At 47.8% G+C, this 21,561-nt stretch carries 19 protein-coding genes; 9 read left to right on the plus strand and 10 right to left on the minus strand.

Features of this window, described 5'->3' with window-relative positions; all coding sequences use genetic code 11:
* Positions 1-5: 5 nt before the first annotated feature.
* Both NDI48_15735 and NDI48_15740 read right to left on the minus strand, forming a co-directional pair.
* Positions 6-305, minus strand: a complete 300-nt coding sequence (locus NDI48_15735; GenBank protein ID MEP0832625.1) for a DUF3288 family protein — start codon at positions 303-305, stop codon at positions 6-8.
* Positions 306-350: 45 nt separating this feature from the next.
* On the minus strand, positions 351-1,145 hold the full coding sequence (locus NDI48_15740) for an MOSC N-terminal beta barrel domain-containing protein (protein MEP0832626.1): 795 nt from the start codon (positions 1,143-1,145) through the stop codon (positions 351-353).
* A 68-nt stretch (positions 1,146-1,213) separates the two neighbouring features.
* On the opposite strand from NDI48_15740, the gene NDI48_15745 reads away from it, so the two are divergent.
* The gene (locus tag NDI48_15745) at positions 1,214-1,819 is read left to right on the plus strand and encodes a hypothetical protein (protein MEP0832627.1); all 606 of its coding nucleotides are present in this window, start codon (positions 1,214-1,216) and stop codon (positions 1,817-1,819) included.
* 74 nt (positions 1,820-1,893) lie between these two features.
* The gene (locus tag NDI48_15750) at positions 1,894-2,508 is read left to right on the plus strand and encodes a TetR/AcrR family transcriptional regulator (GenBank protein MEP0832628.1); all 615 of its coding nucleotides are present in this window, start codon (positions 1,894-1,896) and stop codon (positions 2,506-2,508) included.
* Positions 2,509-2,550: 42 nt separating this feature from the next.
* Here NDI48_15750 and NDI48_15755 read toward each other — a convergent pair whose 3' ends face one another.
* On the minus strand, positions 2,551-3,003 hold the full coding sequence (locus NDI48_15755; GenBank protein ID MEP0832629.1) for a DUF4332 domain-containing protein: 453 nt from the start codon (positions 3,001-3,003) through the stop codon (positions 2,551-2,553).
* A 129-nt stretch (positions 3,004-3,132) separates the two neighbouring features.
* Between NDI48_15755 and NDI48_15760 the strand changes: the two genes are divergently transcribed.
* The 6 genes from NDI48_15760 to NDI48_15785 all read left to right on the plus strand — a co-directional run bounded on the left by NDI48_15760 (position 3,133) and on the right by NDI48_15785 (position 8,332).
* Entirely contained in the window at positions 3,133-3,894 is a 762-nt protein-coding gene (locus NDI48_15760) for a hypothetical protein (GenBank protein ID MEP0832630.1), read from the plus strand.
* Complete coding sequence (locus NDI48_15765; GenBank protein MEP0832631.1) at positions 3,887-4,939, plus strand: pentapeptide repeat-containing protein; 1,053 nt, start codon at positions 3,887-3,889, stop codon at positions 4,937-4,939. The genes NDI48_15760 and NDI48_15765 overlap by 8 nt, the downstream gene beginning before the upstream one ends.
* A gap of 281 nt (positions 4,940-5,220) precedes the next feature.
* Complete coding sequence (locus tag NDI48_15770) at positions 5,221-5,748, plus strand: GTP-binding protein (protein MEP0832632.1); 528 nt, start codon at positions 5,221-5,223, stop codon at positions 5,746-5,748.
* A gap of 5 nt (positions 5,749-5,753) precedes the next feature.
* Positions 5,754-6,527 (plus strand): PAS domain S-box protein, encoded by a 774-nt coding sequence (locus tag NDI48_15775; protein ID MEP0832633.1) that lies wholly within the window; start codon positions 5,754-5,756, stop codon positions 6,525-6,527.
* A 550-nt stretch (positions 6,528-7,077) separates the two neighbouring features.
* Positions 7,078-7,500, plus strand: a complete 423-nt coding sequence (locus tag NDI48_15780) for an FHA domain-containing protein (GenBank protein MEP0832634.1) — start codon at positions 7,078-7,080, stop codon at positions 7,498-7,500.
* 205 nt (positions 7,501-7,705) lie between these two features.
* Entirely contained in the window at positions 7,706-8,332 is a 627-nt protein-coding gene (locus NDI48_15785; protein MEP0832635.1) for a Uma2 family endonuclease, read from the plus strand.
* A gap of 158 nt (positions 8,333-8,490) precedes the next feature.
* Here the strand turns inward: NDI48_15785 and NDI48_15790 are convergent, their stop codons facing one another.
* The 7 genes from NDI48_15790 to NDI48_15820 all read right to left on the minus strand — a co-directional run bounded on the left by NDI48_15790 (position 8,491) and on the right by NDI48_15820 (position 17,881).
* Positions 8,491-9,870, minus strand: a complete 1,380-nt coding sequence (locus NDI48_15790) for an aminopeptidase P family protein (protein ID MEP0832636.1) — start codon at positions 9,868-9,870, stop codon at positions 8,491-8,493.
* Positions 9,871-9,909: 39 nt separating this feature from the next.
* Positions 9,910-10,176, minus strand: a complete 267-nt coding sequence (locus NDI48_15795; GenBank protein ID MEP0832637.1) for a hypothetical protein — start codon at positions 10,174-10,176, stop codon at positions 9,910-9,912.
* Positions 10,177-10,595: 419 nt separating this feature from the next.
* Positions 10,596-11,678, minus strand: coding sequence for a pentapeptide repeat-containing protein (locus tag NDI48_15800; protein MEP0832638.1), 1,083 nt, complete (start codon positions 11,676-11,678; stop codon positions 10,596-10,598).
* A complete protein-coding gene (locus tag NDI48_15805) occupies positions 11,671-12,477 on the minus strand; it encodes a hypothetical protein (protein ID MEP0832639.1) in 807 nt (268 codons plus the stop codon). Before NDI48_15805 ends, NDI48_15800 begins: the two co-directional genes overlap by 8 nt.
* A gap of 655 nt (positions 12,478-13,132) precedes the next feature.
* Positions 13,133-14,032 (minus strand): pentapeptide repeat-containing protein, encoded by a 900-nt coding sequence (locus NDI48_15810; protein MEP0832640.1) that lies wholly within the window; start codon positions 14,030-14,032, stop codon positions 13,133-13,135.
* Between the two features lie 87 nt (positions 14,033-14,119).
* On the minus strand, positions 14,120-15,994 hold the full coding sequence (locus tag NDI48_15815; protein ID MEP0832641.1) for a DUF3685 domain-containing protein: 1,875 nt from the start codon (positions 15,992-15,994) through the stop codon (positions 14,120-14,122).
* A gap of 9 nt (positions 15,995-16,003) precedes the next feature.
* Positions 16,004-17,881 (minus strand): hypothetical protein, encoded by a 1,878-nt coding sequence (locus tag NDI48_15820; protein ID MEP0832642.1) that lies wholly within the window; start codon positions 17,879-17,881, stop codon positions 16,004-16,006.
* Positions 17,882-18,094: 213 nt separating this feature from the next.
* Between NDI48_15820 and NDI48_15825 the strand changes: the two genes are divergently transcribed.
* Positions 18,095-21,532: a pentapeptide repeat-containing protein gene (locus NDI48_15825; GenBank protein MEP0832643.1), complete on the plus strand. Its 3,438-nt coding sequence runs from the start codon at positions 18,095-18,097 to the stop codon at positions 21,530-21,532.
* The last annotated feature ends 29 nt before the right edge of the window (positions 21,533-21,561 follow it).

A 21,561-nucleotide genomic window follows, 5' to 3' on the forward strand; every position in this document is an offset into this window, starting at 1 on the left:
GGTTTCTAACTCCAATCATCTTGCCCTTGTGAGTTGTTACCACGTTTGTAAACTTGACCCGTTGCATGGATCTGACGGGTCAACTCAAATAGCTGTTCTTCCGTCATCTGCCAACGTTGGAGAATAGCGTCCAAGTTTTGTTGAATCTCTCTCGCACCTGGAAAACTACAATAGCGAATCCGTAATCGGGCGAGTTCTGCATAATGGCGTTCACTAGGTTCTTCTCGTAAGAGACGCTCAACAATTTCTTGGTCGTTCTTCTGTTGAGGATGTTGCTGGTCTTTATTTTCTGCGGCTGAAGCCATACGTTATATCACTTGCGTTTCAGTCGAGTTTTCCACATATCCTGATTAGGCTTTTACTGTACCTTGAATCTTGACTTCATTTCCTACCTGTAAAATCTGTTCGGCTTGGGATTCTGGTATGCGTGTGTTGACACTGAGGCGGTAGAAGTGATTGAAGCGAGAGGCGGCTACCCATGAAGGTAAGCTTTCTTGACGTTTGGCGACAAAGATTTTTTGAAACTCTGGAGAGGCTTCGCCCGTGATTGAATCTCGTGTGGGTACGACACAACGCTGACAAGGATTGATGCCTTCAAACCGAACCGAGCCGATTTGAAACTGAATGATCTTATCCGCTTCGCCAAATAATTGGTCTTCCCAAAAAGGCGGAACATTGGCAATTTCAACATTGGCTCGTAGGCGTCGTCGCATTTCATCTGTGCTGATTTCAGAAAACCAACCTGCTACTGTTTCTATCGTGGCGGTACTAATTACAGTTGGCCCAGGAGCGTTGGTATCGTCAGGAAACCCTTGAAAAATGTTCTGTTGTAACTTTACAGTTTTGCCGAAATAGTGACTCAACCACGCTTCTAGTGCCGTTCGTTCGTCATCGAGGTGAAAAACTTGCGCTTGCTCTGTACCTTGGATTTGTAGGGAAACAGTCCGAGCATCGAGGTCAAAAGATGATCGCAGTAAGTGAACTTTAGGATTACGCTTGCTATTGACGAATCGCCCTTGCTCGTCAACAATGGCAAACTCTCGGTCATATTGCAGAGCACCACTTTTGAGCACCCTGGCTTGGGTGACGGCAACACCATCTAAGGACTTGATGGGATAAATGAAAATCCAGGCAAGATCAGGCATGGAGAAGACGAAGAGAATTGGATCAGATAATACCCTTGTACAATGTCGTTCGCACTCCATAGTCGTTAATGCTCACAACTCTAGAATTGCGTTGGTTTGTTCGCGGTACACCAACAAATGAGGTGGAACACTGGTTTAATGTGGATTGTCCCGGTGAACTCTTGGGTTCGCCAGAAGAACGGGAAGACCTGTATTTATACACACCAGAGTGCGATTATCTCAATATCAAACTGCGCCAGGGAAGTTTGGAAGTGAAGTGGCGTAAGGCAGAAGTGGGGATTTTAAGATTTGGCGACTGTTGGCAGGGGAAAGCCGAAAAATGGCTGAAGTGGGTTTGTCAGGACTCCGATCAACAGAGCATGATGCCAGCTGATGTTGTTGGGGAAAAAGCGTGGGTTGGGGTGAAAAAGATGCGATCGCAGCGCCACTATCAAGGCATGACTTACGAACTCACCCAACTGAGTGTTACGAATGATGTCTGGTGGAGTATAGCCTTGGAAATGGTCATACCAGAGCGTCACACACGTGATAGCCGTAAGGCGGCGCAAGCCGTGGATCGCTTTGAGGCGAAAGTCAGCCAAGTCAGCCAAACTTATCGAGGGCCAACGTTAGAATGCGATCGCTCTTTTGCATATCCTACCTGGTTAGCTGGTTTGACTCAGAGGAATTTGTGAGAAACTATAAAACTTTTGTCAATTATTAGCTATCCTGTTGGACAATAGCGCTACAGCTTTTGTTGGGACTTCAAATGCGAATTTTAAATCGGCCTCCTCAGTCAGAAACAGAGACAAGGCAGCGCATCCTCCAAGCGGCACAGCATTTATTTGCGAAGCGGGGGTATGACGGTACAACAACCCGTGACTTAGCAAGTGCAGCAGGAGTAGCAGAAGGTACCCTATTTCGCCATTTTGAGAACAAAAAGGCAATCTTAATTGAGGTAGCCACTCAAGGCTGGATAGAAATTCTTACCGATTTGCTGACAGAACTCAGCGAAATGGGTAGCTATAAAGCGGTGGCACAGGTGATGCGGCGGCGGATGATGCGAATGCATGAGAATGCCGATATGATGAAGGTTTGCTTCATGGAGGCGCAGTTTCATCCGGAGTTGCGCGATCGCATTCAGTCAGAAGTGATTATTAAAATGACAGATGTTGCTGAAGCCTTTTTCCAAACCGCAATGGATCGAGGCATTTATCGACGTGTCAACCCCAAAATAGTCGCGCAGGTCTTTTTGGGAATGTTTGCCGTTGCAGGTTTCAGTCATGAGACGATTATGGAGCCAGGAGCATCCCCCAAACAGATGCAAGAAATGGCAGAAGGGATTGCAGATATTTTCCTTAATGGCGTGTTAACCAAAGATTAGGAACCGATGAAGGCTCAAAGGCATGAAGTATACAATTTATGGTTATACTTCATGCTTTTGAGCTAAATCACGCGCTTGCTTAATCCAAGATGCTACTTGGTCTACATGAGGACAGAGGTCTTTGCGCTGCATCATGGTCACTTGCAGACGTAAAATTTGTTGATGCAATCGGTGGATAGGAGTCTGAGCCAGTTGATGCACGGAACAGACACCGGCATGGAGTACGAGTCCGCAGTATTGGTAACCAATCCCTGGTATACGAGCCAAATCAGCCAGGGCAACCCACTTGTTCACATACTGAGTCTTGATTTGTAGCTGATTAGCCAGTGATTGCCTGAGTTGCGGAGTGTTCGCTGTTTGTAAGAGTTGCCCAGTGGTTGTAATGCCCAATCCTTTGAGTTTGGTGTGATCCTGGGGGCTTAATCCCGGTAGTTGATCAATCGACCAGTTACAGCTTTGGGTTGCCTTACGCTGAATTTTGGGTTTGGAATACATCCCAATGACCTCGGAAATTTTTCTTGTACTAGGTTAGGTTAAACAAAAAGTCAATCTAGGAAGAGGAAATAGTTTCAGAGTCATGATAACTTTATAGTCATTCCCCTGAGGACTGATAGCAGTTTGGCAATGCCACAATCTCTCCCCTCATCCTCTCAGACTCTGTCTGAGGACAAATGTCCAACCTGCGTATCCATCAAGTTGGAAGGAAAACTTGTTCAAGCAGAAAAGCAGGGCATTTTCAACCTCAAGCGTCAATCGGCTCAAACAGACCAAATCAAACTGTACTTGACTCTAAAATTTAAGGAACAGGAACAGCCGTTACCCTTTGCTCGCCTTAAGTTTGGTCTAACCGGGGGAGAACTCCAGTTAAGGGTAGAAAATGGGGTAATTTCCCTGGCATCCCCAGGACTGAATGGAGCTTTTGAACTGTCTGGACAACAAGGAAGACAAAACCAGGAAGGCAGTGACGAACAAAGCTGTGTAACCGTCTCTGTAAAAGAGAAAAAACCTGCAATCAAGGGGGGTCTTGGTACCCAGAAAATAGCTGAAAAAGCAGAGCAAAACCCCTTGTCTATTTCTCAGGTCAGCACTCAGGGTTCACAGGAAAACTTAACCTGGGCTGTCTTTGCAGAGCAGAATCATTGTATTTTACAAGGCTCACTCCAGCCTACCTTATTGGGAACGTTGAAGGTAACAGCCAAGCCCTGCCGTGTGGAAGCCTTTTTTTCTGTATCGCTACAAGATATACGTATCACAGATGCTACAGGTCTGTTACCCCACACGCTCAGTAAAAAGAAGAGGGTAGTTCTCGAAAGAGCGCTCGTTCGTCGCTTACTCAAGCGAAAATTAAAGTCCTATCTGAGTCGATACGAACTGCGATATGACTAAGGAAGCATTTGCTTTGCAATTTCACCACCTGACCCAGCAAATTATGGGAGCGAGAACAGAAGACTTATCCCGATTAGCACAAATTGCTGGTGTCAATCTTTGCGAAGATTTTGTGGGCGTTGATCTGAGCGGTGAAGATTTGAGTGGGGATAAATTGAGCGGCGCTAACCTGAGCCGCGCCGATTTGAGTGGTACCAATCTGAGCCGTGCTAATCTCAATCGTGCAGATCTTAAGCATTCGGACTTGAGCGGTGCCGACTTGAGCGGTGCCGACTTGGGCGGTGCTAATTTGAGGGATGCTAATCTAAGCGGTGCTAACCTCAGAGGTGCCAACTTCAGAGATGCCAATCTGTGGGGTGCGAATCTCAGTGGTGCGAGCTTAATCAGTAGCAACTTGATCAATGTCAACTTAATCGGGGCTAACTTAAGCAGCGTTAACTTGAGTAATGCCAATCTCAGGGATGCTAAGCTGAACGGATCTGACTTAAGTGGCGCTAACCTCAGCCATACTGACCTGAGAGATGCCAGTCTAATTCATACCAAGATCATCAGTGCCAATCTGAGGGATGCCAACCTGAACGAGGCTGACTTAAGGGGTGCCACTCTGATTAGCGCTACCCTTAACCGTATCAACTTAAGGGATGCTAACCTAATCGGAGCTGATTTCAGTGGTGCCGACCTGAGTGAAGCAGATTTGAGTGGTGCTAACCTGCTTAAGGCCAATCTAACTCGTGCCAATCTCCGTAACACTAACCTGAATGGCGCAAATATGAGCCGTGTCAATCTCAGTGGCGTTAAACTCCATGGTGCCAATCTCCGCAGCACTAACCTGAACCGTGCCAACCTGAGTAATGCTAATTTGTGTGGTGCTGATTTTAAGCTGGCTAATCTCAGCCTTGCTAATCTGACCCTTGCGGATGTGAACCAGACCGTTTTTGCTTACAATTTGGGGATTACAGAAGCAATGAGGCGGGATTTGATCCAACGAGGAGCCATTTTTGAAGATAGGACAGGCGATTGTTCGCAGGTGGTGACTCCTTGTTGAAGATCCATAACAGAGGCGATGGCGTGTAACTCATGGTACACACTCATGCCTATGCTCATTAAATCCCTGATTCTTCAACCCCCCACCAGACATCCTGTTCTCTGCACAAGGAAGTGTTAGATATTACATGGTAATGTTATTCTAGGTTTTCCCTAGGACTGAGGACACGCTTTATTTTTCGCAGTTTTACAGCGTGAGTATCCTGGCGAAGACTTGCAATTGTTTGCTGTTATAGGCATAGCAGCAAGAGGTTTCTCCTCGAGCCGAAATGAGCAATTACGATGACTTCAACAATATCAAAAAAAATCTGCATGTTGGGCGATTTTAGTGTAGGTAAGACCAGCTTGATTCGCCGTTTTGTAGATCGTCAATTTAGTGATCAATATCTTTCCACAGTCGGTGTGAAAATTTCTAGAAAGACGGTTGAATGCCAATTATTTGAACAGAAAAAACAGGTGAATATACAACTTCTAATCTGGGATTTAGAAGGAAATACTAAATTTAAGGCAGTGACTCCTACATATTTGCAGGGCGCTAGTAGTGCAGTGGTTGTTGCAGATATTAACCGTCAGGTAACTATCGATCATATTTCCGATCATATCCAATGCTTTTTATCGGTTAACCCTAAGGGTTTTGTCATCGTTGCTTTAAACAAATCAGACTTAATAGATGAAGAAACTCGAAAAAAATATTTAGAAAGTATTGCGATGAAGGCTCCCGATAAAATAATAGCCACCTATTCAACTTCAGCTAAGACAGGTTTATGCGTTGATGAAATTTTCCAAAAACTAGCCTACCAAATGCTCTAATCCGAATGAATTCTCTCTTGCAGCAACTATTATCTCTTCGCCAAATTGAATATTTGGTTGTGGATCGGGAGTTGAATATTTTAGAGACATCCTTAGGAGTCAAGAAGTTTGCCGATTGTCCTCAGGAAGTTAAACCGACAAAACCTGTCTGTCTCGGCTTTCCAGAACTGGTTGGAGTCGAAGATATTCTCCTTGCTATCCTGGAAGGGCGAAAGGATAGTTTTGAGTTAAAAGGTATTGGACGCTTCTCCCCACAAGGCCACTCATTGTATCTGGATCTTTATGTACTTAAACCTCAAAATATACAAGATTTAGGGAATCGGTTAGTTATTTTTATTGAAAACGTTACTGACAGAATGGTTTTGGAACAAAAATTCGTTCAAAGATCGAATGAAGTCACCCTTTTGTTAGAGGCTTGGGATTCTTCCAATGAATATTTAAATAAAATCCTCCAATCTCTGGCTAATGCTTTATTGGTAACGACCCGATCAGGAATTATTAAAATGGTCAATCAATCGGCTAACAACTTATTTGGGTATAGCAAAGAGGAATTGATTGGCACGCAACTTTCTAAGCTGATCATTGAATACAATCTATTATTAGAAGCCAGTCAACAATATTTTTTAGCCCAAGAATTTTCGCGGGAGGTAGAAGTGGTCGGTCTGACCAAACAGGGAACACAGGTCGCGCTCACATTCTCCTGCTCAGCCATTCAAACTAATAGAGAGAACATCCCAGACTACATTTATGTGGGTCGGAAGATTAGCAAACGCCAGTGAAACCAAAAGCATTCCAGAGCAGCACAGTACGCCCCCTAATCCCCTGAATCATTTTGACTTGATCAACATGGGCAACGGGTGAGCAGGGGAAAATACATAAGCTACAGCGATGGTACGGAAAACAAAACCTGTCCTGGTATGAACTAGGGGGAGCGCGTAGCATAGCAACCGAAGCCTGAGCGCATTCTCTTAGGCTGCTAACTTATCTCTTCCCTCAGGTTAATTCCAGTTTTGCTGTGTCTAACTTAGAAAGAATTTAGGAATAGGTCAGGGTGAGGCATTACACCCATATACCTAGGCAACCGCTTGAAGCCTCGTGCTAGCCTAGCTTTGTAGCGAAAGCAATCTCTGAACCCCTAATTCCCATCTTAACCATGCTACATCCTCTCCCCGCAACACCGTTGCCAGAGCCTGAGAATGATTACCCTAAAGGCTTGTTCAGGGAATGGAAGAGAACTCCTGTTGAAGCTTCTCACTTCAACAGAAGCAACAAGGGGTAATCTTTGAGTAATCTCCCAGTGAGCGTTTTTCAACTATTTATTATTCTTCGATGCCTACACAACCCAATCAAAACCATTTATTGATTATTGAAGACGAGAAGGGACGTAGAGAATTTCCCTTAGAAGAGGCCGTATATTCTATCGGCAGAGACCCCAGTTCTGATATCCGTCTATTCTCTCAGTTTGTCTCTCGCCATCACGCGACTTTGGTGCGACGGCAGCGCGAAGATGGCGGTCACTACTATCAGATTGTGGATGGCAATCTCAAAGGGAAACCCAGTGCCAACGGACTTTTGATTAATGGTCGCAAACTCCAAGCCCACGATCTTGAAAATGAGGACGAGATTGTGTTTGGTCCGCAGGTGAGTGCCAAATATTACCTGCTCAGACAAACTATCAATCCAACGGGGCCACTTGATGAGTTTGACATTACCCTGATCAGTCCTGGAATGATAGACGAGTTTGAAGATTAACAAACCTAGGTTTAGTCTCTACGCGGCTGAGGAAACCCTAGTAGGGCAAGCAGGACGTAGAATAGAGTATCCCACGGTTGTAGCATTAGCGCAGCTCGGTGTGACGCTAGCGTGACCGTGGGAGGAGCAATTTTGAGATTAGAGGATGTGAACCCGCATAACGACGTGATCCCACATCGCCGAAAATAAGGGTATGACCAGCAACATGCTCAGGCAACCAGAACAATGTATCCAGCTATCGGGTATTAGTTGGCAGACCTATCAAACGTTGTTAGCGGAACTGAGCGAACGTCGATTACGCCTTACTTACAATCGTGGCATCCTCGAAATCATGGCTCCCTCACCAGAGCATGAGCTTTACAAAAAGTTAGCTAGTCGCTTTGTCGAAACCATCGCTGAAGAACTGAGGATTAGTATCTATCCTCTGGGTTCCATGACGTTCAACCGTTCAGACCTGACTATGGGTCTAGAACCGGATGAATGTTTTTACATTCAGAATCAAAGTGCGGTTAAAGGCAAAAGGAAAATTGACCTGACTCAAGATCCGCCACCTGATTTGGCGATCGAAATCGATATCACCAGTAGTGCCAAAAGCCGCTTAGAAGTTTTTGCCCATATCGGTGTTCCGGAAATCTGGCGCTACGACGGCATATTTCTGACCCTCTACAAGCTGCAAAATAAGACCTATGTTCCATCCCAGCAAAGTCTTAGTTTTCCAACTTTGTATATAGACAAAGTTGACCATTTTCTGCTTCAGGCTGGAGTCGTGGACTATTTAGAGCTAGTTAGCTCCTTTCGACGCTGGGTTAAAAGCCAGATTCGACAACAATAATCAAGAAGTAAGCTGAGATGCATCTAAATTGCATACCTTGGTGATGAGATAAAAACTCTTATTCCTTCTGCCTTCTGCCCTCTGCCTTACCTCCTCGATAATGCAATTTAAATGCCGATTAGCTTATGAAGGGTGAAGAAAATTTTAGACTTCATCCTTTACTGGACTAATTCCTCGATCGCATCCGCATGAGTTGGCAAAGCGGCTGTGAGTACTTCGCTACCCTCCTCAGTGACCAAAACATCATCTTCAATGCGAATGCCTCGAATATCGTTAAACTGGGCAAGACGCTCCCAATTGACCACCTCCTGATATTTTGAGCGTAGTTGTTGGTCATGCAAAATTGCCGGGACTTGATAGAACCCTGGTTCAATCGTGACCAGCATTCCCGCTTTTAAGGGTCGATTGAGTCGCAGGTAGCATAAGCCGAAGCGCGAACTTCGCACTCTTCCTTCTTCATAACCCGCTAAATCTCCCAAATCTTCCATATCATGGACATCCAAGCCCAGCAGATGACCCACACCGTGAGGAAAAAACAGGGCATGAGCATCCATTTCGACCAAATCTGACACCTGCCCTTGCAGAATGCCTAAATCCACCAAGCCTTGGGCAATCACCGATGCCGCCAACAGATGGATGTCTAAATATTCGATTCCTGGGCGAATTTTGTCGATACAGGCATCATGGGCTGCCAAAACAATATCGTAGAGGTCGCGTTGAGTGGAGGAAAACTTTCCTGTAACAGGCCAAGTGCGCGTTACATCAGACGCCCAGCCCATCGATGTTTCAGCCCCAACATCAGCCAGTAGCAAATCTCCCGGTTGCAAGGGATGGTGATACTGCTCATTATGTAATACTTCACCATGAACCGTGACAATGCCACCATAGGCATCTGTCATGTTGTGAGCCAGAATTACCTGTTCCATCGCACCCCTGACTTCGGCTTCTAACTTGGCCGTCGGGGTTGCCCTCATTCCCGCTTGATGAGCTTCTACGGTGACGGCGGCGGCTTGTCGTAGTTGGGAGAGAGCACCTGCATCATGACAAAATCGCAAAAATGCGATCGCACGGGCTAACTCCAAGTCAATCCCTTGAGCCGCATCGGCTAGTGCTACGGATCGATTTAAGATTTGAGTTTGTTGCCCATAAGTGATGGCATCTTGAACGGCAATCGTCGCCGCCTCTGTGCCCCGTGATGGCAGTTCTGACAGAGGAAAGGCCGCATCAGCCCCAATCTCTTGAGCGATTTCCTCTCGCTTGGGCATCTCCCCATGCCAGAGAGCACTGCTTGGAGGTGCCTCGTCCATAAACAGTTCTAGCTTTCCACCATGCAGGAAAATTGCCGCATTTTCTAGCGGTAGACCCGCAAAATAAAGGAAGTGGCTGCTCGCCCGAAACGGGTAAAGATTGGCCGGAAAATTGCGTGAACTGCGCTGCCCCGACCAGAGAATAGCGGGGAAATCGATCACTTTAGCGAGGCGTTGACGGCGCTCTCGCAGGGTTGTTGCAAGCGTACTGTTATGCTGTAGAGTCTCCATAATCAGGAGGGTAGCACGAGACGCTAAAAAGAGCAGCAGTTATTCCGGATCGTCATCATTCTGGGTATCCTCATCCGGGTTTGTCTTTTGATTAGACTTAGCAGGCTGCTTTTTTTTGAGTTGTTTATTAGATTTTTGCTGCTCAACCTGGGTAGGCTTCTTTTGGGTTGTATTCTCAGTGGTTTTACCCCCTGGAAAGATTTTTTGGCAACCAGAAAGAGTTAATCCGCTAACGAGTAGTAACAAGACAAAAACGACTAAATTAGCCCAAATTGGTTTTTGAATTTTCCTATTTGCTTCCAACATCAGCCACCTTTACTCTTAAAATTTTTAACTTCCTATATACCTAAGTTCGAGATAGACTGATAGCCTGATTTTTTCCTCCCCCATTGAAGGCCAAAATTCCTTTTTGTTTCAGGTTACGTCTTTTATAGGGAACTCAAGTTTAATCTTCAGTCCGGTGGAAGATGCACTCTCTCCAGTGAGTTGTCCTTAGTCTATTATTTTTGCTAACTGATACCAATTCCTAAGCAATAACAATCAACAGGAATTGTCCTTTAAAAACTCTGCGTTCCTCTGCGCCTTCCTCGGTATCCCTCTGTGTTAAAAAAATAATATTCCGATACTAACAGATTCAATATGAATCCTAACCGAAACCCAGAGATTTTCAACTTCAGAGTTTGAGACTCAATCTAATAGCTCCATGTTCCCGTATCTTCTAATTTTTAATGAGGCGCTAGAACTTCCGATCGCTCACTCGTTGAATCTTCAAAAATTGCCCCCCGCCGCAGCAAGACACGTTGTGTCTGAGCAGAAATTCCTAAATTCCTAGCAAACTGAGCATTCTCGACATCCGCCCCCCTCAAGTCTGCCTCGCTGAGGTTGGCATCGCTGAGGTTAGCACCACACAATTCAGCAATGCTCAGGTTGGCACGAATCAAGTTGGCACTGCCTAAGTTAGCAAGGCAGAGGTTGGCAAGGCTCAAGTCGGCAAGACTCAAGTCGGCACCCCTGAGATCCGCACCGCTCAGGTTGGTACGGATTAAGTCCGCATCCCTGAGGTTGGCGCGCATAAGGTCGGCACTACTCAGGTTGGCACGGATGAGGTTGACATCACTCAAATCGGCAAGACTCAAATTAGCCGCCTTAAGGTTCGTTCCCCTTAATTTGGCACAATTTAGCTTGGCTTCGCTCAGGTCGGCTTCGGTGAGATCTGCCCCATCGATCTCGGCACCTCTAAGATCAGCACCGCCAAGGTAGGCACGCCTCAGATAGGCTCCTTTAAGGTTGGCATGGCTCAGGTTCACACGACCCAAGTTGGCTCCCCGGAGTTTGGCATCGCTTAAGCTCACCCCTTGAAGGTTAGCATCCCTGATATCGGCCCCCCTCAGGTCGGCACCTCTGAGATTGGCACTACAAAGTATCGTTTCGCTGAGGTTGGTATCGCTCAGGTTCGCAGTGTGTAACTGAGTACTCTTGAGGTCAGCGCCCTTAAGGTTGGCACCTCTAAGGTTGGCACCTCTAAGGTTGGCATTGTCAAGATGAGCACCCCTAAGATCCGTCCCCCTGAGGTCAGCACCTTGGAGATGAGCACCTCTAAGATCAGCTCCCCTCAGGTTGCAACCTCTAAAATCAGCCTCAATCAGATCGGCTTGACTCAAATCAGTACCGCTCAAGTCAGCTTCGGCAAAATCTTCAGCAAGATTGAGACCCGCCAGGGTTGCGAGTTGCTCCAGATTGTCTGTTTCTGTTTCTACAATTCGCTGGATCAGGATTTGCAGATCCAGTCGAGATTGGTCATCACTCATAATGCAACTCCGCTCGACTCAGATAGGGCTTTAATTTGGGTTCCAGCAAACGCTGGATAATGAGTCTGTCTAACACTGCCCTTTTATTCCGACTAATGTCTGGCGGCCATAATCCTTCAGCATCCGTTAGACACACATCTCGCTTGGAAACTTCAAACCTTGCTTCTATGCGACAAGGCAAGGCAAGTACATTAACAGTGGCAAGTTTGACCTGATTGAGTACCCCTTTTAATACAGGTTCACCAATTTCTTCTTCAAAAATCCAGACAGGATTTTCCTCGCTCACTTTAGTTGTTACGTGGCAAACTGTAACGGAAGCTTCAGGTGGAGACGGCTTTGGCTGTGTACCAAAATTTATCTGAGCTTGAGGTTTATTACCGTTGAAGTTAGAGATAATGGTGATTGGTTTTGCCGCCGCCCTTGGCGCAATTGCCTGTCCCAACGTACTCTTTCGCTCCTGACTCCTGTCGCGCTCTTGCTTTTTTGGGGAGTTTTTCAATTCAAGGGAGCCGACTAACTCACGAGACTCATAGGGAATTTCACTGTTTTCCAGTTTGAGTCTGAGTTCTCCACCTTTTAGGCCAAACTTAACGCGTCCCTTGTCCAGGGATTCCCACTGCTCGTTAAAGTAGATGGTCAAGTACAGGTCAATCGGTTGCCTCTGGGTTGAGGTTGTCCAAAATGCTGGATGCTCTGGGTTGTTGGGTTGAACCACAGTTCCGGCCAACTCCATATATAAGCAATCTGGATATTTGTTTTCAGGCTCCGGCTGAGGCTGTTTTGAAAGGGGAGGATGCATTGCCAAGCTTGAATCAGATAGTTCAAGGGGTTACTTTTGACACTACCAGGCGCTTCGATGCCTGGGATTCTTGGGCTGAGACGGCCTCTTTCAGCTTGCTTACTTAAGGTCTTTAATTCTGATGTCGAGCCGTTTTAATCTCCTCCTTAAGCGTTAGTTTCCGTATTTCCCACGGTACTTTTGCAGCTATTCAATCAAAATGCTACTCACTCTCATCTCACACAAGATTTTACCTTTCCCCTGAGTTCCTCAGATTTTTGGGTTGAACCTCATGCCGTGTATTCCTTTTTCTAGGTTCACTCCCTTTGGAGTTAGCATCGCTATGTTTAATGTGAGTGACGGAAATCACATTTATTCAACATCATATCTATATTAATTAAAGTGAAATAAATATCTACATATGTGTAGTAAATTGTAAACAAACTCAATCTTAAGCCAGCCGAAATGGTCGTTTATTTTACAAAAGTTTATATTTTTGTTGACTTTTTCCCACCTAATTAGCTGATGTCCGGGAGCCTTGATTCTCCCTTAAACTCCGGTGTCCTGGTAGGGTAGGGCTGGCAGGATGTCACTGGGATATTCATCGGGTGAGGCCGCGCCTGTTTGTTACATGGGATGAAGTAGAGATTACAAAAATTTACAAATTATCTCACTTTCACAGATTAGCCAAGCTGTAGCGCTCGCGTTCACCCTTCCCCCCCTGAAAAATTGCCCCTTGACGAATTAAATCCAGTTGTGTTTGCTCGCAAATGCCTAAATTTCTAGAGAACAGAGCGTTTTTGACCGTGACACCTCGCCGCTTGCTGTCACTGAGATTGGCACTACTGAGATTGGCACCACTGAGATTGGCACCACTGAGATTGGCACCACTGAGATTGGCACCACTGAGATTGGCACCACTGAGATTGGCAAGGCTCAGATCAGCTCCGATCAGATCGGCTCCACACAAGCTAGTTGAGCGTAAATCGGCACAAATGAGATCTGCTAAGCAGACGTTGGCACGAATTAAGACGGCATAGCGCAAATCAGCCCGAATCAAGTTAACCCCGCTGAGGTTGGTCGCACCCAAGCTAGAACCACACAGGTTGGCTCCTCCCAGATTGGCCCCGCCCAAGTTAGCTTGGCTCAGTTCTGCTCCGCCCAAGTTGGCTCCTCTCAAATCAGCTTCGCTCAAGTCAGCACGGAGCAAATTGGCAACAATCAAATTTGCATAGCTCAAATTAGCGTGATTCAAGTTGGATTCGCTCAGGTTGGCCCGCATGAGGTTGGCATGGCTCAAATCAGCCTCACTCAAGTTGGCCTCGCTCAAGTTGGCCTCGATCAGAATGGCACCTCTAATGTTGGCACCACTGAAGTTAGTCCCACTGAGGTTAGCATTACCCAGGATTGCACCCCTGAGGCTGGTATTTCTCAGATCAGCTCCAGCAAAATCTTCAGCAGGATTGAGACGCGCAATTTTCACGATCTCTGAAAGATTGTCGGTTTCTGCTGTGATTACACATTGGATCAGGTCTTGCAGTTCCTGGAGCGACTGTTCGTCAATCGTGTCAATCATGGGGCAACGACTTTCTACGGAGATTGGCTGAAATTTGAGTTGAATACAGGACGGATAACGATCATGAGTCTCGGCGCTGAGGAGATTTCACTTTCCTCGTTCGCCATTTTTGCCAAACCGTGCGTCCTGCAAGGTATTCCCAATGCCTTGAATTACACCCCGAACCACCAACCCAATGCTTCTACCGATAACTTGGGTGAGGACGTAAACGACACCTTTACCCGCCCAGGCAACAGTAGAACGCAGGCGAGGCGCGATCGCATCTCGTGTCTCAAAGGCTAACGTCACAGCTAACGGAATACCTTGCAGTTGTTCTAACTCTTGACGGCGGGGGGCATAAATAGATGTTTGTTTGATGCCCGCACCGCTCAGCACGAACAACGGATATCGGCTCTCGAAGATAGCTTTTGGCTCTTCTATCCATTGGAAAAGGCGATATTTCCAAGATAAATTGTTGCGAAATCGAGCCATTTCTCGTGATGAAATCAGATGCTGAGCGTAAAAATTTTGTTTAATCGTTTCAATATCAGCAAATTCATTTAAGAGCGGTTGAATCACAGCATTAGCGACTTGAATAACTAGGTTTTGTAGCAACATTTCTGACTGAACTAGAGCTTCAGGTGTCCGAGCCGAATAAGATACATTATCAATTAATAAAGGAGTTTCAAACAGTTCTTGGGATAAAAATTCAACAACTAAAGGAATTTTATCTAGAATAGAGGTTTGAATAATGACAGCGTAACCGAGCAAAATATTAACAATCTCTAAATTTTGGTTATCCAAGGGTAACGTGTAATATTTACCCAAAAAATCGGTGACGGAAGCTTGCCACAAATCCAGTAAAATTTGCGCTCGCTTTGGGGGAAGTTGCTCAAGAGTGACCTGAGAAAAACGCAACTCCTCTAGGATTTGTTGCAATTTTCGTAAGACGATATAGAGTAAATCGCGTTTTTTTTCAGTTACGAGAATATCAATTTCTAACGGCACACCACTGAGATTGGGCAAGTCCGATTGGAGCATGGACAAGGTCAGCTCAAAGGGTGTGGCTGGCTGGAAACTTTGGGTTTGGGGATTGGGACTGGGGGATTGGACGTTGGCCGAGAGGACAGCAGGGGGTGAGGAAGCGATCGCAGAACGTAGCCCAGTCCGAGAGGGAATTTGTTCTACTCTTCGATCCGAACTTCGTCTCACGACTCCTGAGAGTAAATCCGAACTCGCGCTCTCTTCTACCACAATGACATCGGTGGGCAATAGCTGATTAACCGCCCAACGAGCGGCCAAAAGTTCTCGGCGGCGTCCACTCCAGAACAGCCAGTCGAAGTTGGAAAGATTAGGTTTTTGTAGTTCTTGGACTACCACTGCCAAGGACTCTTCGATTTGTTGGAGTCCATAGGAGCGCACTTTATGATGCCAGCTAGGAGGGCGTACAGAATTGATTAGTGGGGGTGGCAAGTCGGGTAGTCTGTGCCAATCGGATTCACCCGTGGCAAGCTGACGGATAGCCTGGACGAGATCGGTAATGGCCACTCCTTTGGGACAATAGCCCTCAATGCCGAGCTGTTGGGCTGCCTTGAGGAAGAGAGGCTCGGATTGTGAAGTGAGCAGTAAAACCGGCAAATCCGGGTAATCGCCCTTCAAGCGTTGGCAAAGCGGCAATCCAGACAAGGGATTGGCGTTAGAGCGACCACTAACGAGTTCCAAAATGATCGCACTCACCGTAGTGGGCTGCAAGCGCATCAGGATATCTAGAGCTTCTGTTCCAGAATCGGTTTGCGCCACAACTTGTAGGTCAGGAAAAGCTTCCAGAGCTGTGCGTAGACCCAGCCGGAAGATGGGATCATCATCAATCAGGACAAGGCGAATCGGCGTCGCCTCTGTTTGATCGGGGGGTGAGGGCATTGGCAGAGGGGAGGAGGTTTCCTCTAGCATTTTATCCATCTCCCCATCTCCCCATTTTTCCATCAACTGTCTTTAGTTGGATTCAAAGGGAGCGGATTGTACTTCACCTTGACTGGCAGCCTTTTGTGCTGCCCAAGTGGAGATCGCCGCTTGAGCTTGTGGGTAAAGCGCTCGTTCGGGTGGAATCTGAGCCGCGGTTGCGATCGCAGCGTCAAAACGTCCTTGAGCCGCGAGAGCGGCTGCCGCATCCAGAATGGGACGGTCTTGGGCGGTCTGAACTTGGGCGACCCAGTTGGCGACCGCCTTCTGAGCTTCAGGATACAAGGGTCGATCAGAACGAATCTGTCCAGCGGTAGAAATCGCTGCGATTAAATCTCGACGTTGAGCAAACGCTTCAGCTAAATCCAGGATCGGTTGGTCTTCGAGGGCTTGAATCTGCCGAGTCCATTTCGCAATATCAGTTTGAGCCTCGATCCGCTGTGGCTGCCCCAGCTTAATTTGACGGGCGAGTTCCACGGCTCCCTTGAGCTCTACGATGGTTCCCCCTTGAGCCAGTTGTTGAGCACTAGCGAGGGTATTGCGGTCATCGATGAGCTGAATTTCTTTGCGCCACTGGGCAATCAAAGTTTGGGCGCGTTGACGTTGGGGGCGTCCAGGCGCGACGCGAGTAGCTTGGTCAATGGCATAAGCCAAGCCGGTGCGTTGTTTGGAGCTAGCGAAAAGGTTGGCCAATTGCAACACAGACAGGTCTTGCAACTGAGATTGCCAGAGCGTGGCTTGTGATGAGGCCACTTTGTGTACTGGACTTTTTGACTCAATGGGGCGCACCGCCGCCAGCGCATCCATCAGGGCGAGGATATTGTCCTTCTTGGCCGTTTCACTGGCACGACTCAGGCGAATCCAATCCTGAGCTTCCGTGTACTGGGGAGTCGTGACCGGAATCTTCTCTAGCACCTTAACGACTCCGGCAAAATCCTGCTGTTGGAACAGATTGGTCGCCATTTGCACGATGGTACGACTCCATCGGGACTGTTCCTGTAGGACTTGAGCTTTGACATAGGTGTTGGGATTGATTTTAGTGCTCAGGGTGATCGCAGCGACTAAAGGCTCCAACAGATTGGATTGAGCTAGATCTCGCGCTTCCTCTAGTTGCTGCCATGCCTCTTTTTCGACGGTGAGCTGTTTGAGCAGGGCATCAACACGGGATAACGTCCAGGATTCTTGATTAAGCTGCGATAGTTGTGTAATCAGCAGGCTAGCTTTCTGGAAGCTTTGCACTTTTAGGGCATCTTTAAACTGACGAGTAATTTCCTCCGCCCGTTGGAGGTGCTGTTGCCAGGTGGTGATTTTGGCTCGCGCCTCCGCATAAATCGGACTGCTGAACGGAATTTTACTGGCGATGGCGATCGCTTCTAATGGGTTGCCCTCATGAATTTTCTGCTGCGCGAGATCCAGAATCGCCTGACTCCATGCCTTCATTTGGCGCTGTGCCTCTGGGTAGAGAGGGTGCCCTGAAGGCCAATGATCAACCAACCCAATGGCTGCCACCAACTGGTCTAATTTCCCGGACGCCGCCGCCGCTCTAGCACAGTACAAGCGGTCACCATCAGCCGACAAGGCAGAGATGCGCCGACAATTGATCGGAGGCGGCAGCTTCGTCAGCAACAACACCCCTGAGGTAACAGCCACCCCCATGATGGAAAAGACACTCACCCAAAGCAGCGTCCACCGCCACCAACGAATCCGGAATCGTCGCTTTTTAAAAGGAACAAGGGCTGTGGAGATAGACGGTCGAGCAGCTTCTAAATTCCCACGGCGCAACTCCCCATTGGTTTGTTGCGGAGAGCTGTGAGTGTTGTTTACCAGTCGGATGACCAGTTTGCGTCCCCGTCGTTTACCCAGTTTAAGGGGCGCTTGGACATGGAATCGGTGCAATTCTCTTTTTGGCACGGATACGCGATAAGTCCCTGGTAGGCGATATTGAAAAGATAAAGCATATAAGGATAAAGGATAAAACAATTGTTCATACTTCGTCCTTCGTCCTTCCTACTTCAGCGGATCACTGTGTCTCCAGTCTCCAGGACTGAAATCGGAGTGATTCGCACTCATTGTATAGGGTTCACAATAAGATGAGTGAGCAAATTTTGGAGTGACTAGGGTGGCATGAGCCTAAGCATTCGCCATTGGCTAGCGGAGCGCCACATTGAACGCCGCCAACTGGGACATGATAGTGCCCAGATTGCGGGCATTGCCTTTCGCCTCGCCCAGGATATGGAAGTCAAGAGCCTTAATCCTTTTGCGATTAGTCCCTTGACAGACGTTTTGGAGTTGCCTTTAAAAGCCGCGTGGGAAGCAGCTCCCGCCCTCTCCCAGTTGACGGTGGGACTCTTGCGGATTTTGAGCCGGAAAAAACCATTAAAGCGTAATGAAGGCACTTGGCTCACCTTTCAAGTTGCTTATCTGAATGCGTTACAAGGAATTTTAGAACAAGAATCTCAATTGAGAAGACCTTGGGTTAACCGAGCCTTAGTCCCGACAGGCCAAGAGGCTGACCCATCCTTGGGTGACCCACAATTGGTCGGGTTGATCAGAACATTGCGACCGGGACGGCTCAGCGATAGTCAGGCGGAACAAGCTCTGTCGCTGGTGGCTGACTCGTTTTTGGTGCAGCAGATGAATAATTTGGCGATCGCCTGGTTTGTCGCCAATGGTACAGAAGACACGGAAGCTAAATTGCTCACGCAACGCCTGAGTAACGGACTTCCGGGTTATCTGCTCACGGTGATTGCGGAGAATCCCCTACCTTTATCACAGCTGCAAAAGTTTGTGCGCTTAGGCAATCTAGGCCCTTTGCGAGATACAACGATCGCACCCGTCCCGACTCAACCCTCGGAACTCTCAACGGCTTCACTGCCGCTGAACCTCAATCGAGAATACTATCGAGCCGCGCTCACCTGTGCCCTGAGTGAACCCCTCCTGGCAGAACCCTTTTCCCTCAAGGATTTATACATTCCCCTCAAAGGGCGGGTCGTTCGGGATGAAGAATACCACACTCCAGATTACTCCTCTTCATCTCCAGGCTCCTCACAACCCGTCGATTTGATGCAATGGGCGATTTCCCAGCTAGACGATAAAACCAGTATCACCGTGATCGAAGCGGCTCCCGGCGGTGGCAAGACCAGTTTCTGCCAGATTTGGGCGGCGCGTGTGGCTCAGCAACTCTATCCCAATTGGATGCCCGTATTAATCCGGCTCAGAGATGCCACCTTAGGGCAAACCTTGGAGCAGACGCTGGACTCCGCTTTCCCGGTAGGACGTTTCACGGATACCGATGGCTGGCTCTCCCCTAACTCACCCCCTTGCTTACTCATCCTCGATGGTGTGGATGAACTCCCTCGCTCCACTCAGACGGAGCGCTACCTCTGGACGTTTATGGAACAGGTCATGCGTTTCCATAATCAGGACACGGATGCGGCCGGTTTACCCCGCCATAAAATTTTTCTCACCAGCCGCCGTGCGACGTTAGATGGTCTGATCAAAAAATCCCGGCAAACCAGTACCCTTTATTTACCCGACCAACTACATCGAATTGTGATTGAGCCGATGGGGCAGGATGAGTTCCGACAATGGTTCAGTGCGTGGGCCAAGCTGCAATCTAAATCCATCGCTCAGGCTTATTTTAGTTTTTTGAAGCATGGCGGAGCCTTTAAGCAACGTTCATCCGGCAATAACGTGGCTAGTTTAGTGACACGCCCTCTGATGCTTTATCTGTTGGGCATCTTACATCGAGATGGCTGGGTGGATGAGAGCATTTTTCTGATGGGATCGCCCCAATTTCAGTTTGAAATTTACGACCGGATGACGCGCTGGCTGTTGGGAGAACCCACCACTGGGGATGGCCCACTCCCGGAGTTAATCCGGGAAGGTCTAGCTCATGCCAGCCGCTCCCTAGAAGCGATCGCCAATTTGCTTCAGGGTCGCGATCCCCAACAGTTGCGTCACCAAATGCAGGTGGCGGCTCTGACGATTATTCAAACGGGTCAATATCAAGTGTCATCGGATGCCATGACCCAAGGGGCACCTGCGAAGCTAATCACCCAAAAGGCTCTGCCAGAAGCGATTGCCCACAGGTCTGATCTCCATCCAATCGTCAAACCTCCTAGTGGTGAGCCACTCACCTCTGTTTTCCCTCCAGTTCTCCCAGCCTTTTTTTTCCGCTCCCAACCCAAGGAGAAACCAGGTGCAGGGGGACAGGCCAGAGGTGAAGGTTTTAACCCCAACCCAGTTGGGTACAACAAACTCTCAGTTCCTTACCAAGGCTCCAGTCACCTCCTGCCTAAAGCTCCGCTCACCCCCCATTTCCCTGCCACGGCGCGCTCATCTCTTCCTGTTCGGCTCGAATTCTCCCACCCCAGCTTAGGGGAATACTTGGGGGCTGAAGAAATTGCCAAGCAGTTGACGGCTCTGACCCAAACAGTTCCAGACCCGTACAATGAGGTCACTTTTGTCATCCAAGACGCGCTGAGTGTGGCTCAGCATCTTTACGCACTGCTGGGATATGGAATTTTGTCCGCAGAAATTGAAGCCCTCGTGATTGAACGTCTGCGCCGGGAGCAAAGGCGTAATTCCAGGGTTTTTTCCTTTTCTGTCCTGTTTCAACGCCTCTATCGCTTCTATCGTGCCTACTGTCGAGGCCAGTGGCTGGATGAAGGCGTTGCTCACCAAGCTCACTCTCAGTTGTCTGCGCTCCATAACCCCTTAAATGTGTTGCAGGTGGAGGCGGCGCTTGGCATCAATGTCTTTTTATTGTTATGTTCGGGAGCGCAAGAAGCCCAACTTTCTTTCTGGCCTTGTGGGAATCCTGATATTCCCCAAGAATTCGATCCCGACCAATTGTTAAGTTTTATCGGGCGAACCGCCGCCCTATCTCCTACGGCTTTTTGGCAGCGGACACGAGGCAGTTTGAAAAACATGCAGTTAGCAGAAGCCTGCCTGAATCAAGCCATGTTGGCTGAGGCTAACCTGGAACGAGCCAATTTATCGGCGGCTGAGTTAATTGGCATTAATTTAGTCGCTGCCAATCTTGATCATGCCAATTTATCGGGAGCCAGTCTTGCTGGTGCTAATCTCTCAAATGCTAATCTTTCTGATGCGAACTTAGAAGGAGCAGATTTGTCGGGGGCGAACCTCAAAGGAGCTAATCTCAAATCGGTGAATCTCACCCATGCTTGCCTATTTCAAACGCAGTTAGATGAACCGCTGAGCAACTTGGCTATTCATAGCGGAGCGATATTTTCCCTGGAAGAGTTTCAGTCTTACAAGCAATCTTTAACTCCCACCAAACTTCTCAGTCGGAGTGATGATGATGAACTTTTAGGGGAAGAAACACCAATCTTTATGGAAAGTGCAGAAGGCGAACTGGTGTTACCAGAGGTTCGGTACAGGAATCAGCACACTGACGATGATTATGAGGGTGAAACCGCCCGAATCGAAAACCTTGAGCAGGAAATGTCAGCTTTTGCTCAGGGTGGGTACGGTGAGAGTGAAGATGATTATGGGGAGCAAGAGACGGCGATCGCTAATCCTCTCGATTATCCCTAATTCATCGATCCCTGAAATTGCCATTCTCT

It is taken from the genome of Microcoleus sp. AS-A8 (assembly GCA_039962225.1).
Lineage (GTDB): Bacteria > Cyanobacteriota > Cyanobacteriia > Cyanobacteriales > Coleofasciculaceae > Allocoleopsis.